Source organism: Nonomuraea sp. NPDC048892 (assembly GCF_040649735.1).
Classification (GTDB): Bacteria; Actinomycetota; Actinomycetes; order Streptosporangiales; family Streptosporangiaceae; genus Nonomuraea; species Nonomuraea maheshkhaliensis.
Genome location: NZ_JBEZFZ010000001.1, coordinates 110,512 through 125,796 on the forward strand (window position 1 = coordinate 110,512; position 15,285 = coordinate 125,796).

11 protein-coding genes and 1 pseudogene are annotated in these 15,285 nt (G+C 67.9%); 5 read left to right on the plus strand and 7 right to left on the minus strand.

Annotated elements, in window-relative coordinates:
* Positions 1 to 46: 46 nt before the first annotated feature.
* From AB0C28_RS00555 to AB0C28_RS00570, 4 genes are read left to right on the plus strand one after another with little or no spacing between them, the layout of a single operon-like run.
* The gene (locus tag AB0C28_RS00555) at positions 47 to 1,597 is read left to right on the plus strand and encodes a DUF87 domain-containing protein (RefSeq protein WP_358072413.1); all 1,551 of its coding nucleotides are present in this window, start codon (positions 47 to 49) and stop codon (positions 1,595 to 1,597) included.
* Positions 1,594 to 3,954: a type IV secretion system DNA-binding domain-containing protein gene (locus tag AB0C28_RS00560; protein WP_358072415.1), complete on the plus strand. Its 2,361-nt coding sequence runs from the start codon at positions 1,594 to 1,596 to the stop codon at positions 3,952 to 3,954. The genes AB0C28_RS00555 and AB0C28_RS00560 overlap by 4 nt, the downstream gene beginning before the upstream one ends.
* Positions 3,951 to 4,784, plus strand: a complete 834-nt coding sequence (locus AB0C28_RS00565) for a replication-relaxation family protein (protein ID WP_358072417.1) — start codon at positions 3,951 to 3,953, stop codon at positions 4,782 to 4,784. Before AB0C28_RS00560 ends, AB0C28_RS00565 begins: the two co-directional genes overlap by 4 nt.
* Positions 4,781 to 5,428 (plus strand): NlpC/P60 family protein, encoded by a 648-nt coding sequence (locus AB0C28_RS00570; RefSeq protein ID WP_358072419.1) that lies wholly within the window; start codon positions 4,781 to 4,783, stop codon positions 5,426 to 5,428. The genes AB0C28_RS00565 and AB0C28_RS00570 overlap by 4 nt, the downstream gene beginning before the upstream one ends.
* 78 nt (positions 5,429 to 5,506) lie before the next feature.
* Here the strand turns inward: AB0C28_RS00570 and AB0C28_RS00575 are convergent, their stop codons facing one another.
* The 5 genes from AB0C28_RS00575 to AB0C28_RS00595 form a co-directional block, all read right to left on the minus strand.
* Positions 5,507 to 5,992 (minus strand): hypothetical protein, encoded by a 486-nt coding sequence (locus tag AB0C28_RS00575; RefSeq protein WP_358072421.1) that lies wholly within the window; start codon positions 5,990 to 5,992, stop codon positions 5,507 to 5,509.
* A 514-nt stretch (positions 5,993 to 6,506) separates the two neighbouring features.
* A complete protein-coding gene (locus tag AB0C28_RS00580; protein ID WP_358072423.1) occupies positions 6,507 to 7,529 on the minus strand; it encodes a DUF932 domain-containing protein in 1,023 nt (340 codons plus the stop codon).
* Between the two features lie 80 nt (positions 7,530 to 7,609).
* Positions 7,610 to 8,140, minus strand: a complete 531-nt coding sequence (locus AB0C28_RS00585; protein ID WP_358072425.1) for a hypothetical protein — start codon at positions 8,138 to 8,140, stop codon at positions 7,610 to 7,612.
* Positions 8,141 to 8,222: 82 nt separating this feature from the next.
* Positions 8,223 to 9,281: a DUF4192 domain-containing protein gene (locus AB0C28_RS00590; protein ID WP_358072427.1), complete on the minus strand. Its 1,059-nt coding sequence runs from the start codon at positions 9,279 to 9,281 to the stop codon at positions 8,223 to 8,225.
* A gap of 358 nt (positions 9,282 to 9,639) precedes the next feature.
* Positions 9,640 to 10,446, minus strand: a complete 807-nt coding sequence (locus AB0C28_RS00595; protein WP_358072429.1) for a hypothetical protein — start codon at positions 10,444 to 10,446, stop codon at positions 9,640 to 9,642.
* 1,402 nt (positions 10,447 to 11,848) lie between these two features.
* Between AB0C28_RS00595 and gltX the strand changes: the two genes are divergently transcribed.
* Positions 11,849 to 13,261: a glutamate--tRNA ligase gene (gltX, locus tag AB0C28_RS00600; protein ID WP_358072431.1), complete on the plus strand. Its 1,413-nt coding sequence runs from the start codon at positions 11,849 to 11,851 to the stop codon at positions 13,259 to 13,261.
* An 11-nt stretch (positions 13,262 to 13,272) separates the two neighbouring features.
* On the opposite strand, the pseudogene AB0C28_RS00605 reads toward gltX, so the two are convergent.
* Together AB0C28_RS00605 and AB0C28_RS00610 are read right to left on the minus strand one after the other, a co-directional pair.
* Positions 13,273 to 14,893: pseudogene (locus tag AB0C28_RS00605) on the minus strand (IS1182 family transposase).
* A gap of 179 nt (positions 14,894 to 15,072) precedes the next feature.
* Positions 15,073 to 15,285, minus strand: a 213-nt coding sequence (locus AB0C28_RS00610; protein ID WP_358072433.1) for a tetratricopeptide repeat protein, incomplete at its 5' end; no start/stop codon positions are given.

A 15,285-nucleotide genomic window follows, 5' to 3' on the forward strand; every position in this document is an offset into this window, starting at 1 on the left:
CCCGGGGTGGCTGGAGCCGCTGCTCACTTATCCCGGCCGCCTGGACGTGTCACTCCACGTGGACCCGATCCCGTCCCTCGTGGCCGCGGATCGGCTGCGCAAGCAGCTGGCCCGGCTGGAGTCCGGGCTACGCAGCGACCAGCAGCACGGGCGGCTCCTCGATCCGAGCACCGAGGTAGCGGCCGAGGACGCCCAGGAGCTCGCGTCCCGGATCGCACGCGGCCAAGCCCGCCTGTTCCGCGTCTCGATCTATCTGACCGTCCACGCGACCACCCGCGACGAACTGGACGCCTCCTGCGCCCAGGTCCGCGCGCTGGCCGCCTCTCTGCTCCTGGACGCTCGCCAGGCCACGTTCCGCCAGCTGCAGGGCTGGGTGTCCTCGTTGCCGGTCGCCTTCGACAACCTGCAGGCCACTCGCACGTTCGACACCCCGGCCCTGGCCGCCGCGTTCCCTTTCACCAGCCCGGACCTGACCGCCGCGACAGGGCCGACCGCCGTGCTGTACGGGGCGAACGCGGCCAGCGCATCCCTGGTGACCTGGGATCGGTTCGCGCAGCCCAACCACAACTCGGCCATCATCGCCAGCAGCGGAGCCGGCAAGTCGTACCTGGCCAAGCTGGAGGCGCTGCGCTCGCTCTACACCGGGGTCGAGGTCGCGGTCATCGACCCCGAAGACGAGTACGCCCGGATGTGCGAAGCCGTCGACGGCGCCTATCTCCACCTCGGCGCACCGGACGTCCGGCTCAATCCCTTCGACCTACCCGCCGACGGACGGGACGCGCTGACCCGCCGAGTGCTGTTCCTGCACACGCTGATCGCGGTCATGCTCGGCGAACCGCTGGACAAGGCGGACAAGGCGGACAAGGCCGCACTGGATCGGGCCATCCTCGCCACGTACAAGCAGGCCGGAATAACCTTCGACCCGGACACCTGGGATCGGCCTGCGCCGTTGCTGCGCGATCTGGTAACCGCGCTTACCGATGACGGCGCCGACATAGCGGCCGGACTCGCCCCGTACGTGACGGGCAGCCATCGCCGGCTCTTCGACGGGCCTACCACCACCCGGCCCGACTCCCACCTAATCGTGTTCTCCTTGCGAGACGTGCCCGACGAGCTGAAGGCCGTCGGCACGCTGCTCACCCTCGATGCCGTCTGGCGGCGGGTGTCCGACCCTGACCTGCGCCGTCCCCGGCTGGTGGTGGTCGATGAAGCCTGGCTGCTCATGAAGGACCCGGAAGGGGCCAGGTTCCTGCTCCGGATGGCCAAAGCGGCCCGTAAGCACTGGGCCGGGCTGTCCGTGGTCACCCAGGACGCCGCCGACCTGCTCGGCTCCGAGGTCGGGCAGGCGATCATCGCCAACTCCGCCACGCAGATCCTGCTCCGCCAGGCGCCCCAGGCCATCGACGCGGTCACGGACGCCTTCAACCTGTCAGAAGGCGAACGCCAACTCCTCCTGTCGGCCGAGCGCGGCACGGGCCTGCTGGCCGCGGACTCCGGCACATCCCGAGTGGCCTTCCACGTCCTGGCCAGCGACAGCGAACACCGCCTCGTCACCTCCTCCCCGCAAGAACTCGCCCAGTACGAGGAGGAGCTGTGACGCTTCTCGACCATCTCTTCCATGACCCGGACGTCCTGCTGGCCTTCGTACTGAAATGGCTGCACAGGGATGGCTGGAAGGTCGCCGTCGCAGTCCCGCCCGGCGTCCTCGCCGTGAGCCTGAGCCGGTTTCTGCTCACACGTCTGCGCCACAACGCCACGGCCAAGGGCGCACGGTGCCTGGAGATCCTGGCCCCGCCGGTCGCGGATCTCCACGGTGCCGAGGCGCTGTGGGGCAACCTGCTCGGACTGCTGCGCCCAGCGTGGAAGCGGGTCCTGTTCGGTCAGCCTCATTTGACCTTCGAGTACCACTTCGGTGCGGGCGGCGTGCGCATCCTCATGTGGGTGCCCGGCACCGTCCCGCAGCACCTGGTTGATCACGCCGTCGAAGCCGCCTGGCCGTCAGCTCGTACCACCGTTGTGGAGGCGGCCCCGCCGGTGCCGCTGAGCGGGCGTGCCACCGGCGGGCAGTTCGTGATCGCCCGCGAGGAGCGGCTGCCGATCCGCAGCGACCACGACCAGGACCCTCTTCGCGCCCTGCTCGGCGCGGGGGTGGGCATGCCGGCCTGGCAGCACGCCGCGGTACAGATCCTCGCCCGTCCCGCCACCGGCCGCCGCCTCTCCCGCCCACCCATCCCGGTCGCAGTGCTGCGCGCCATCCTCGATCTCGCCGTCCCCGGCTCTTCCCGCCAGCACCGGGAGCCGGATCACGCCCTACGGCTGGAGCGCTACGCCGAGGCCCGCGCCGTGCGGGACAAAGCCCTCCAGCCCCGCTTCGAGGTGGCCATCCGCTACGCCGTTCAAGGAGACGACGGTGGGGTGGCCAAGCTGCGCCGCCGGGCCATCCGAGGTCGGGCGCACGCGGTTGCCGCCGCGTTCGCCCTGTACTCGGGGCATAACCGGCTGGAACGGCGCCGGCTGCTCCGACCGGCCCATGGGCTGGCATCCCGTCGTCTGGGGCGCGGCTTCCTGCTGTCGGTTCCCGAACTCGCCGCGCTCGCGCACCTGCCGACCGATCCCGCCGTCCCGGGCGTGCGACGGGCGGGAGCGAACACGGTCGCGCCCACACCGCAGGTCGCGCAGCACGGCAAGGTGCTCGGTACCGCGGACGCCGGCCACCAGCGGCCCGTCGCGCTCCGCGTCCCCGACTCCTGCCATCACGTGCACATCCTCGGCCCGAACGGCACCGGCAAGAGCACCCTGCTCGCCCAGATGATCCGTTCCGACATCGAGGACGGACGCGGGGTCGCCGTCATCGACGCGAAGGGCGACCTGGTCGCCGACCTGCTCGGCCTCATCCCCGAGGCCGCAGGTGAGCGCATCGCGCTCATCGATCCCGACGATCCCCATTCGCGACCGGCGCTCAACGTGCTGAGCGGCCCGAACCAGGACACCCTGGTGGACAACCTGGTCGGCATCTTCCACAAGATCTACTCCGACTCATGGGGTCCGCGCAGCGACGACATCCTCCGGGGCTGCGCTCTGACCCTGTCCCGCCGCGGCGGCACGCTCGCCGACATCCCCGCCCTGCTGACCGACCCCGCATACCGCCACCACCTCACCGGGCACCTGGACGACCCGTTTCTGGCGGGGTTCTGGACCTGGTACGAACGTCTGTCGGAGCAGGCCCAATCCCACGTCACCGCGCCCATCATGAACAAGCTCCGGGCGTTCCTGCTTCGTCCGTTCGTCCGCGACATCCTGGGCTCCGCGCAGTCCACGTTCGACGTCGGCGATGTCCTGGACGGCAAGATCCTGCTCGCCCGCCTGCCCAAGGGCGTACTCGGCGACGACACCGTACGGCTGCTCGGCTCCCTGCTCCTCGCCCAGGTATGGCAGGCCGCCTCCCACCGCGCCCGCCTCGGCCGCAGCCGCGCACCTTCAGCCCTGTACGTGGATGAGACCCAGAACTTCCTCAATCTCCCCCGTGCCCTGTCGGACATGCTCGCCGAAGCCCGCGCCTATGGCGTCTCGATCGTCCTGGCCCACCAGCACCTGGCCCAGCTTCCGCGCGACCTCACCCAGGCCATCAGCTCGGACGCCCGGAACAAGATCTACTTCACGCTCTCACCCGAAGACGCCCGCGACACCGAGCACCACTTCAGCCCGTACCTCACCCGCCACGACCTGGCCAACCTCGGTGCCTACCAAGCCGCCGCGCGCCTCATCGTCCGGGCCGGCGAAACCCCGCCCTTCACCCTACGGACCCACCCGCTTCCGAATCCGGACCCCGAGCTCGCCCAGCGCATCCGGTCCGCCGCTGCCCGAGCTCACGGCCGTGCCCCGGCCCGTCCCGAAGTCCTGCCGCGGGACGACCCGCGGCAGCGGCCCGGCACCGAAGGAGAACCACACGCATGAACGAGCACTACACGCCCGCCGTCATGTCCACGCTCGCCACCCAGCTCACCACTCGCGACCGGCACCTGCTCCGCCTCGTCTGGGACCACAAGGTCCTGACCAGCCACCAGATCGCCCGCATCGCCTTCAACGACCCGACCACCGCGCGCCACCGCCTGGTCAAGCTGCATCACCTCGGCGTGCTGAACCGCTTCCGCCCCAAACCACCGGTGGGCTCCGCCCCGTGGCACTACGTGCTCGGAGAAATCGGCGCCGTCGTGCTGGCCATCGAGGATGGTATCGAGTTGTCCGAGTTCGGCTACCGCCGTGAACGCGTCCTGTCTATCGCCTACAGCCAGCGGCTCGCCCACACCGTCGGCACCAACGACGTGTTCGCCCAGTTGTACGGCGCCGCCCGCCGTACCGATGGATGCCACCTGCACACCTGGTGGTCGGAGAGGCGCTGCGCCGCCCAATGGGGTACGCACGTCCGCCCCGATGCCTACGGCCGCTGGACTGAAAACGGCCGGACTGTGGATTTCTTCCTCGAATACGACACCGGCACCGAGACCATCGGCAGAGTCGTCGCCAAACTGGACGGTTACGACGCGCTCACCAGGGCCACCGGCATCACCACGCCCGTCCTGTTCCTGACGAGTTCGCGCCGCAGGGAGAGCACCCTGCAGGACCGTCTCCAGCTGCGCGCGGCCCAGACCGCGGTGCCGTGCGCCACAGCCGTCACCGGCGCCGACCCGCAAGATGCCGTCTGGCTACCCTACGATCGCCGGAACCAGCGGCTGCGCCTGGGTGAGCTCACCGCGCACTGGCCCCCATCCGGGGCTCGCTGTTGATCGTAGAAACCGGCCTCGCGCCGGTCCTCGCCGTGGCCGCCGGCCTGATGGGCGGCGTCGTCCTCCTGGCCGGACTCGTAGGGGGCGCCCACCTCACGGCCACCACGATGTGCGACGGCAGCAGCCGAGGTGGACGTACCACGAGCCCGTGCGGCTCGGACCTGCGTCCTGTTAGGGGACTGGCTGGACCGGAGCGCGGCCTGGTCGCTGCGCAGGCCGCGCTGCTCATGCGTGGCGTCCCGTACTCCTGGGGCGGTGGCGGTCCCGACGGCCCCAGCCTCGGCATCGAGCACGGCGCCCACATCCGTGGATTCGACTGCTCGGGCCTGGCCGAATACGCCTGGGCGAAGGCCGGGGCCCGGGTCGGCGGGCACACCTCTTCGCAGTGGAACGTGGGCGTGCACGTCCCCAGAAGTCAGATCCGCGCGGGAGATCTGGTCTTCTTCGCCCTCGATCCGGCTCGACCGGCGACGATTCACCATGTGGGCATCGCGGTCGACGCCACCCGAATGGTGCACGCCCCCTCCACCGGCAGCACCGTACGCGTGGACACCTGGGCGGGCGATCCTTACCGCGAACGAGAGTTCATCGGAGCTGTCCGCCCCGCCGTAGCGGATGCGTCGCACCCGGCAGGCAGGCGATAGGCTCGCGGCGACTGACCTCGATCTGCCTTTGTTCACGGATGTGAAGTCGGTCGAGGGCCGGTTACTCAGAACCGGCCCTCACTCTTCGGCCAGATACCGCTGCAGCAGCACGAAGCCGGGCATGCTCTCCGCCGGACGTACGCCGACGTCGAAGATCTCCGGGTCTTCGAACACGGGCTCCCCGTTCGGCCGGCGCGTGTAGGCGACCCGTCCGTAGTCGACGCCGTCCTCGCGGTCGAAACTCATCCAGGTGATGGCCTCCTGCTCCCCCTCGCGCAGCGGATGGTTGGAGACGGCCCGGACCGCGATCGTGCTGGGCGGTTTGAACAGCCACACTTGCGGCACGGCCAGCACCCACCGGACGGCGTCGAGCTCCAGGGCCTTCTCCGCTGCCCGGCTCTCGAACGCCTTCGCCGTCTCCGCGTCGCGCAGGTAGTCGTAATCGCTCAGCAGGATCCTGTCCCCGCCGTCCAAGGCGACCATGGCAGGGCACTCCCGAGCCACGATGTTCTCCTCCAAGCGTTCCACCGCATCGAACAGCAGATGCGCGGTCGCTTCGTTCATGTCGCCTCCGACCCACCTCGCCCGCAGCGTGCTCCACAGCACCAGGCCAGGGTTTCAGAAACGGCCAGGCACGGGTCCAGAACGCGCGGAAGCCGTCCGATGACGTGTCATCCAAGCGACCCTGACCCTTCCATCGCGCCGCTCGTCACCGCCGTAGGTCGTAGGGGCGTTCCGGAAACACTCCATGCACGTGATCACTCCCGCGCCCGCCACTGACGACGGTCAACTCTCCGACCACCATGCTCATCTCCCCTGGTCGGGTGTAGGTGCCGGGACAGCTCGCGCCGGGGCCTGACGGCATCGGCCACCGACGCCGTTCCAGGACCTCCGGTTGCGAGGGGTGCACTGTTCCGTGCCTCTGAGCCGTTTCTTCCGGGAGCCCCGCCTGATCCACCGCACCGGACGGGCGGCAGTTGACCAGGGACGCCCCGAACGAGCGTGGGTCCACAACATGACCTCTCCTTCCGGTCGGCTCCCGGCCAGGCCGGGAGCCTTGGACGTCATGAGCGGAAGCTCAGACAGCGACAGTGAGCGAACGATCCAGGACGACGGACAGGGTGCGCAGGGTGTCGCGATCGAGGTCGTCGACTCCGCCGGTAACCGCACGGAGCATGTTGCGCTCGGCCCGGTCGGCTCCACGTACGGCCTGCTCGTGATGGGTGTAGGTGTTGACAGCCTGGACCACGCCCCACGCCGTTCCTTGCCAGGGCGACACGCGAAGGTCGTGAGTCCACAGCCTGGCCAGGGCGTCGCGCTTGTTCTCGGCCATGGTGCGGCTGCGGCCCGGGTGCGGAGGCATCGGGACGTGGAGGTCCAGGAACTCGTTCCACCGGCTCCGGCTCACCGGGATCCGGCAGAGCTCTCCGACGGCCTGTGAGAAGGCGTCGGCCAGCGTGTAGACGATGTTCAGCGCCTCGCGCGCCTCGGTCAGCCGGAGTTTGGAGTGCCGCGAGTGCTTGATCTTGACCTGCTGCCCGCGTTCGGCGAGTCCGGCAGCCATCGTGTTGTCGCACACGATGTTCGTGATGGCGCGTTTGAAGGTGGTGGCCAGGGAGCCGTCGAAGGAGGTGGCCGCGAACAGATGCGGACGGAACTCAACTCCTTCCGGAGTACGGATGTTGTCGGGAACCTCGACCGACACCCAGGCGACCGCGCCGCCCTTCAGCAGCCCGGCCGAGCCGATCGACAGGTCGGCGTCCAGGAGGCGGGATATGTTGCCGACCAGCCATTCCCGGTACGGGTGCGGTTCGTAGCCGTCGGAGAAGATGCCCATGACGTGGCCGTTGTCGCTGCGCAGAAACGCCTGCCGGTCGGGGACCTGGGCGAGCCCTCCGCGTGGGTCCTCCACGTACACCGGGCTGGACAGCGCCTGCCAGCCGAACAGGCGTCGCTTGACGTCCTCCACGGGGATCGGGCCCGGGTAGTGGTTGGGTTCCTCCCCTTGCATGCTGGCCCGGTGGTGCCAGGCGGTTCCGCGCTTGTCGGTGTGACCGATCAGCGTGTTCGTGTTCAGCCACTCCAGGGACTCACGGGACATGACGGGTTTCCTCTCTGCACTGGTGAAAGACGACAGGCACCGGTCGAAACCGGTGCCTGTCGGTGGGTCGGGGCTTGCGCTCAGGTGGAGCGCTGATTGATCGCGTAGGCGACTCGTTCGGCGAGTTCGCGGTCGGCGTTGTCGATCTCGATCCTGGTGGCGTGGTCGCGGACCTTGAAGAAGCCGCTCATGGAGCCGAGTTGCCACCGGATGACGGTCTGCTGTTCGGTGGCGGCGATGGTGTCGTCGGGCAGGAAGGCCGACAGAGTCGCCACCAGGTCGGCCCGCTCGTCACGCCCGGCGAACTTGGCCTGCAACTGCCTGAGGTCACGCGTGTACTTCGGCAGCAGCCGACGGGCGATCTTCTTCGCGATGTGCCGTGGACCTCGTGTGGTCTTTGCGATGACCGAGTGACGCCGCAGGTCGGAAGAGTCGGCGGGGTAGAGTCCCGTCACCACGATCCACTCTGCCCGCCCCATCAGCGGGTGTACGGCCAAGCGTGCGCCGTCGGGTCCGAGCAGGTACAGCGCGCCTCTCAGGCTTTGTGGGGCGAACCCGGTCAGGTGCCTGGCGATCTGCGCCACGAGGTCGTACGTGTTGCGGTCGTTCATGGGGCTCCTTTGTGCAGTGGAAGTGACCGTTGGCGGTCGATGGCGAAGCGCGGCAGGCCTGTTCAGCCCGCCGACGGGTGGATCACCAGCCCTCGGGAAGCAGCGGCCAGGCGGCCGACGGGCAGAGGCGTATCCGCGCGACAAGGTCGTCGGCCACTCCGTTCCAGTCGCAAGCGAGCATGTGGGAGGGGTGCAGTCCCGCCATGAGGCCCTCACTGAGCAGCAGTGCCAATGTGTTGTGCGGGCTGCTCGACAGCGCTCGTTCGAGCGCGATCCCCGCCAGCGCCCCGTTTCCCCGGCACATCGCGGCGAACGCCAAGAGCGTTGCCGGAGCGGTCGCGAACGTGGGGTGAACCTTGCGCGTGACCTCCGTCCACAGACGCACGTGGGTCTCCGCTCCGTATCGCGGGACGTACGTCATGGCCATGTCGCGTACGGGTTTCGCGGTCAGATGCACGCCGATCCAGATCGCTGTCTCCACGTCGAGGTCCTCGCCGGCCTGGACCCGCTCCAGCGCGGCGACGACCCGGTTCGCCCCGTCCCAGAACCAGCGAACGCCTTGCTTGCTCCTCTGCTTCGCCTGGGCGCACACCTCCCGGGTGATGTCCCGGACTCGGTCCTGATCGAGCAGCTGAGGCGGGTCCAAGGTCGCGGCCAGGGCCGCCCTGTCCGGGAGCGCGCACATCCCGGCGAGCACAGCGGTTGCTGCGGGCACGCTGCTGGTGAGATCGACCGGGGTCCCCTCTGGCGGGCAGCAGGTGACGTCCGTGCAGACGTAGGACCAGTAACGCCCGTCATCGACGCGGATCGCCTCGCTGATACCGATCCCGGCCGCGCGAAGCGCTTCTGTGGCGGCGTCCACCATGGGGGTGACCTCCGCCCCCGATCCGTAACCGATCAGCAGGGCGCGATGGCTGCGGTTACGGCTCAGCACATCGACCAGATGTCCGGCACGCTCCGCGATCTCGGCGGGGTCCTGCGTCAGGTCCAGGCGCACCGTTCCCCGTACTGCGGCGTCCTCGATCGTCAACGCCACGAGACTCCGCTGGGGATGGAACCCGAGCAGGTACGGCACGAGGGCGACCACATCGGCGAGCTTCCTGAGCGTGATGGCGTCGGTGCGTTCGGGTGCGGTGCTCATGAGAAACCTCCAGGCGTGATGAAGCCCTGGCCGACGGCCAGGGCTGGATGAGGTGTATTTGCCGTGCGCTGTTTAAGCGCCGCGAGGCGAGAAGAGCGGCGGACGGGCGCGGCGTCGCGATATGTTCACTTGAATACGGTGGCGGGAACGGCTCAGCCGTCCGCCGGAAAGTGTCTCCGGTGCCAGTTGCGACTGCCGCTCAGTCGCGATTCTCGCTCTCACTTAAATACGTCCGCCATCCCATCCCAACCGTCCGGCCGTCCACCTCTGATGAGGACTTTCCGCCGCAGTTATCCCATGCCGATAACGACATAAAAAGAGGGCCTCAAAGTTTCTCTGAGGCCCTCTTTGTCATCGCTTACTCGTCCGGGGAGCCGTCGTACTGGAAGTCGCTCCTGGCGTCATCGATGCGCTCGGCCAGTTCCTTCCATTCCGCGCGGGCGGCGTCACGTGCTCGAATCACGGCCCGCCGGGAACCGTACGCGCCTCCGTACCGCTTCTGGGCCACCTGGCTGAGGATCCCCGCCCGCCCCAGATCATCGGCCTTTGCCGCGATCTCCATCACATCCTGGAGGACCGGGAAGTCCTCACCGTCTCCGAACGCCTGCCGGAAGACGACAGCGCTGTTCTGGGCGGCGCAGAACGCCGCAGCCGCCCGGGTGACGTTCTCCGTTCGCGGCACGGGCCGCATGAGCTGGGCGTTGGGCGTGGCCTCGACCTCGCCGGGCAGCACGTCGACCCGATAGCCGTTACGCGCGGCAGCGTCTCGCACAGCCCACCTGTGGAGCGTCGTCCGGGAGATCGTCATCTCACCGCCATCCCGGCGAACGTAGACCCACACGGGCTGCTCCGCCGTGCTCTCAGGCGCGTTGCGACAGGACGCGGAGATGGCCTGGAGCCGCTGCGCGAAGAGCAGCACCGCATCCTGCGTGACGTCATCCGAAACGTCGTCGGTGCCGTAGGGCGCGTGACCCTGCTTGATGATCGTGGCGCTCCCGTCCATTCGCTTACGGGATCGCGTGGCGTCCACCGTACGGCAGTAGCCCCGCGCCAGCCGCCGCAGTTCCGCCCAGTCCTCCGGCGTGACCCGCGCCATGTCCTCGGGCGTCAGGCTCTCCCCCGGAACGTTGGCGGGAACGCTCTTTCCGGTAGCCGCGTACGACATGATTCCCCCATCTCCGCGACGCCCATTTCTGCGCCGCACTGCCTTTGTTCACTTCAATTACATCGCGAACTGCAGGGCGAATCAACGACATCGAGCGTTTCTTTACCATTATCCAGAAGCTAGGAAATGACACTGGAATAGCGCGCCAACCTGGACAATGAGCCATCCTTGAATCACTTGAAAACAAAGCGGAAAACAAAGGAGCAGGGACGGCACTCATAATATGCACGTTGAATTAATTAGATTAATTCAGAGCGGCAGGCAGCCCGCCACTTCTCAATGCTGGACAGGCCAGTACAGTCGGGGCGCCCACTGGCCGTCCTGCTCCGCCTTCGACCTGGGACGGCACCTCCGTCACGGTCGGCCACTCTCAATCGGCCGGCGAGTGGCCGACGACTGGCCGTCCGACCGGCCGAGGCCGGAGGCGTACGACTGGCTTGGGCGTGGTGAAGCAAGAGCCGGGACAACAATCACACGTCTCCCGTCGAAAACCACGATCTCTGGTCTTCGGTCCTGTCTGCAGTCGCCGCGAGAGGATCATTGGAGCTGTTGAGCACGTTGTCCGGCTCTCACCGGATGTCGTACTACAAAATGACCCGCCCAACCAGCGACGATCCTCGGTCTGCGGCGATCGCGAGGCAGTAGATCGTCCTGTGCCGAGGCCAGTTCGCCTCCGAAGGCACAAGACCGCTCACGATGACCTCGTCCTTCCTCTTCTCCACCAGCCGCATTCTCGGCGTGCACCCGAACTCCGCCAGCCGCTGCATGTCCCCCGCTCCCGGGAACGGACCGTCAGGGATGACATACGTGGTGGCGAACTCCGCCACATGCGGCCGATCACACGGAACGACCGTCACCAGGGACGTCTCGGGCAAGGGGTCGATGCAATCGCCCGGCCTCAGCTCCGTGGCCTGATACCGGTGCACGCCAGGCGGAAGACTGACCTCGGCGGGAGAGGGAGCCGGCTCTGACGCCTGCTGGACGCCTGGGGTAGCGGACGGCGAGGAGGCAGGCGCCACGGTGCACGCCGTCAGCGCGGCCACCGTACATAAGAGCAGACCTGAAAACGCCGATAGGCGAGGCAGCATGCAGGACATTGTGCCGTTCGCGGATCACCGGAAGATCGCGGCGAGACACCACCGAGATCGCATCCGAGCGGACCGTGCTTGATTCACCATCAGTCCCTCAGCGAAGTCCTCGACGGGCAACAGCCCGAAGTGTTTCGTCCCGGACACGGCTGCGACGGTCGTCGGCGGTGGCCGGACTCCCGTACAGACGATCGGTTTGCCAACGCGCGCAGCCGCTTGCAGTTGCCACCGCTATCGGCGTCACAGACCGCAGCAGCAGCCCGTCCTCAAGAATCACTGAAGTGCTACTGGCCTGGCCGGTAGGCTTGTGCAGCGTGTCCAGGTCTTCGGTTCGCGTGCGTTTTGCGCCTTCTCCCACTGGGATGTTCCATGTGGGCGGGGCGCGGTCGGCTCTCTATAACTGGGCCGTGGCGCGACAATCCGGAGGCACTTTCGTGCTTCGTATCGAAGACACCGACACAGCCCGTAACAGACCCGAGTGGACACAAGGCATCATCGACACCTTGGCGGCCATAGGGATTAGCGCCGCCGATCCGGCGTTCGAGGGGCCGTACTTCCAGTCCGACAACGCTGGGCGGCACCGGGAAGCGGCGCTTCAGCTGTATGTGGCCGGGCGGGCGTACTACTGCGACTGCACCCGCGATCAGCTCAAGGAGCGGACCGGGTCCGAGCATCTGGGGTACGACGGCTTCTGCCGTGAGCGAGGGCTGGAGTTCTCCGAGGGACGGGCACTGCGGTTCCGTACGCCGGACGAGGGCGAGACGGTGGTGGAGGACCTCGTCCGCGGTAAGCCCATCTTCCCCAACGCCTCGATCGAGGACTTCGTGATCGCCCGCGGTGACGGGTCTCCGGTGTTCCTGCTGGCCAACGTCGTCGATGACCTGGATGAGGGCATCACCCAGGTGATCCGCGGCGAGGAGCACCTGTCGAACACGCCCAAGCAGCAACTGCTGTGGGAAGCCCTGGGAGCGGCGCCTCCGGTGTGGGCGCACCTGCCCGTCATCGTCAACGACAAGCGGCAGAAGCTGTCCAAGCGGCGCGACAAGGTGGCGCTGGAGGACTACCTGGCCGACGGGTTCCTCCCGGAGGCGATGGTCAACTACCTGATGCTGCTGGGCTGGGGGCCCGGCGACGATCGGGAGATCATGCCGTACGAGGAGATGGAGCGGCTCTTCCGGATCGAGGACGTGAACACCTCGCCGGCGTTCTTCGACGTGAAGAAGCTGACGGCGTTCAACGGCGAGTACATCCGCGCCCTGTCACTAGAGGCGTTCATCGACGCCTGCGCTCGGTGGCTGACCGAGCCCTATGCGCCGTGGCGAGCCGACGCGTTCGACGCTGAAGTGTTCACGAAGGTGGCTCCGCTGGCGCAGACACGCCTCACGCTGCTGTCGGAAATCACAAACTATGTCGATTTCCTGTTCCTGGACGAGCCAGTGTTCGACGAGCCGTCCTGGTCAAAGGCCATGAAGCCGGGCACGACGGAACTGTTGCGTGACGTACGTGCTGCCTATGCCGACGCCGAATGGCAGGCCGATGAACTGAAGACCGTGCTGACGGCGGTGGGCGAGAATCACGGGCTGAAGCTGGGCAAGGCGCAGGCCCCGGTCCGGGTCGCGGTCACGGGGCGGACCGTCGGGCTACCGCTGTTCGAGTCCTTGGAGATCCTCGGCCGTGATCGAACGCTGACACGCCTCGACGCCGCACTGCTACGGCTTACCTCTTAGTTCCGTCGACTTCAGGAACACGCCGGGCCATCACGCATCAGACGGGACATGCTCCCATCGTAGGAAACACTGGAGCCGTCTTGCTGGCGGGCGATGACGTGGAGGTTGTGGACGACCGCGGTGCGTCGTAGGTCGAACAGGTTCTTGCGGGTGCCGCGGTAGCGGGCGTGGTGGTCTTGCCAGCGGCCGATGTGGGCCAGGGTGTGTTCGACCGCGACGCGCTGGCGGAGCTGGGCGCGTCCGGCCGGGGTGAGCTGGCGTTCACGGAGTTCGGCCAGCAGCGCCTCGTCGGGGTGGATGCTCACGCTGCGGCCTTTGGCGCTGGTGGTGCAGCGTTCCCGCAGCGGGCAGGCGGCGCAGGTGGCGGCGGGGAAGTGCACGGTGCGGCCGTGCTGGAAGGGCATGCTCACCTGGTTGGGGCAGGTCAGCTGCCCGGTGGCGAAGTCGAGGGTGAAGGCGGTCTTGGCGAACCGGTCGCCGGGTGCGCGGACCCGCCAGGCCTTGCAGTAGATCTCCAGGCCGGGGTCGCGCTGGCGGACCAGGTGGGAGGACAGGTAGGCGCGGTCGATGTGCAGCTCGGTCAGGTCGGCGGCGATGGCGTCGGTGACCGAGGCTTCGGGCACGTCGGCCGGGGTGAGGCCGACCGCGGCGACCAGGCCGCTGTCCAGGTCGGTCAGCACGCGCCGCTTGTAGCCGTCGAACAGCAGCGAGCGGGACTTGCGGCCGTGCCGCATCTGACCATCTTCGACGCTGATGCGCCGGTCCTTGGCCACCCCCCGATTCAGGGCCGGGCTGCCGCCTTCATCGAAGGTGACGTCCTGGTCGCGGACCTGCGCGGCGACGGCCACGCAGGCCGCCGCCCGCTCCACGGCCGGCCCGGCCGGCTGCGCGGCCAGGAACGCCTGCACCGCGTGCAGGCAGTCCAACACGGTGGTCAGGGCTTGGGCGCGGGCGGCCGCATCGTCCCAGTCGGCGTCGAGGGCGGCCTTGAGGCTGGAGGCGGCCAGCTGCGGCGCCCCCGCCGCATCCGCGACCCGGCCGATGGCCTCCTGCGTGTTCTCCGCCGGCCCCCGCCCCTGCCGGCGCGCGATCATGCCCACGGCTTTACGCAGGGCATGTCCCATCAGATTCCAGGTGTCCTCCACCCGCCCGGCACCCCATAACGGCGAGGAATCCAGCGCGGCGCGTAACGCCCGCGGCCCGAAGCCGCCACTCACACCGGCGATCTCGATGGTCCGCTCGATCAGCCGCCGATCGGCGTTCGCCTCGATCAGCCGCTGCCGGAACCCGACCAGGGTGCCCTTGGCGAACGGCGGCCGCTCGGCATCCAGGCAGTCCAGCACCAGCTGCCAGCGCCGATCCACCACCGTCGCCTCGATCACCTCATCATCGGAGACCCCCGCGTACGCCTGGCAGGATCAACGCCAGCGCCAGCTGCGCGGGCGGCACCGGCGGATGCCCCTTGGCCGCATCCTCATACAGGCCGGCCAGTTCGTCCTGGAAGGCCTCGTCGAACAGCTCGTGCCGGTGCAGGCGCAGGAACACAAACAGCTTGGCCTTCTTGATCGCCTTGAGGATGCTCTGCTCGGCCCGGGACGGCTCCACCGGGGGCTGCCACGTTCTGGGACGCATGAATCACGGATCCTCTCCCTGACCCCGACCAAAGACGCGATCAGGAAGAGGTACCACACATGCCATCAGAACTACATGACCGACGCTCAAGGACTTCTTGGAGGCCGCTCGGCCGGGGCTTCAAGAAGCGATCGTTAGATGAAGTTGTCGATACTCCATGAGGTCAGCTGCAACCTCTGTCATCGCCCTTCGGCACCCCGACTCACATGGTCTCCCAGCATTTGATCGGCCGCCCCTGCGAGGTTGCCTCGTACGGTACGCGTTGTTGAATGGTCGCCGCCCAGCACCCGCTCACTGTCGGCGAGCGTGGCCTCATACAACGAGACGGCCCGGACCAGATCCCCTGCCGACTGATAGGCGCCAGCGAGGTTGTTGCGGGTGATCAAGGTGGT

Coding starts and splice junctions, on each gene's coding strand:
- AB0C28_RS00565 (WP_358072417.1), top strand. CDS start 3,951: ATGAACGAGCACTACACGCCCGCCGTCATGTCCACGCTCGCCACCCAG.
- AB0C28_RS00575 (WP_358072421.1), bottom strand. CDS start 5,992: ATGAACGAAGCGACCGCGCATCTGCTGTTCGATGCGGTGGAACGCTTG.
- AB0C28_RS00595 (WP_358072429.1), bottom strand. CDS start 10,446: ATGTCGTACGCGGCTACCGGAAAGAGCGTTCCCGCCAACGTTCCGGGG.
- AB0C28_RS00580 (WP_358072423.1), bottom strand. CDS start 7,529: ATGTCCCGTGAGTCCCTGGAGTGGCTGAACACGAACACGCTGATCGGT.
- AB0C28_RS00585 (WP_358072425.1), bottom strand. CDS start 8,140: ATGAACGACCGCAACACGTACGACCTCGTGGCGCAGATCGCCAGGCAC.
- AB0C28_RS00590 (WP_358072427.1), bottom strand. CDS start 9,281: ATGAGCACCGCACCCGAACGCACCGACGCCATCACGCTCAGGAAGCTC.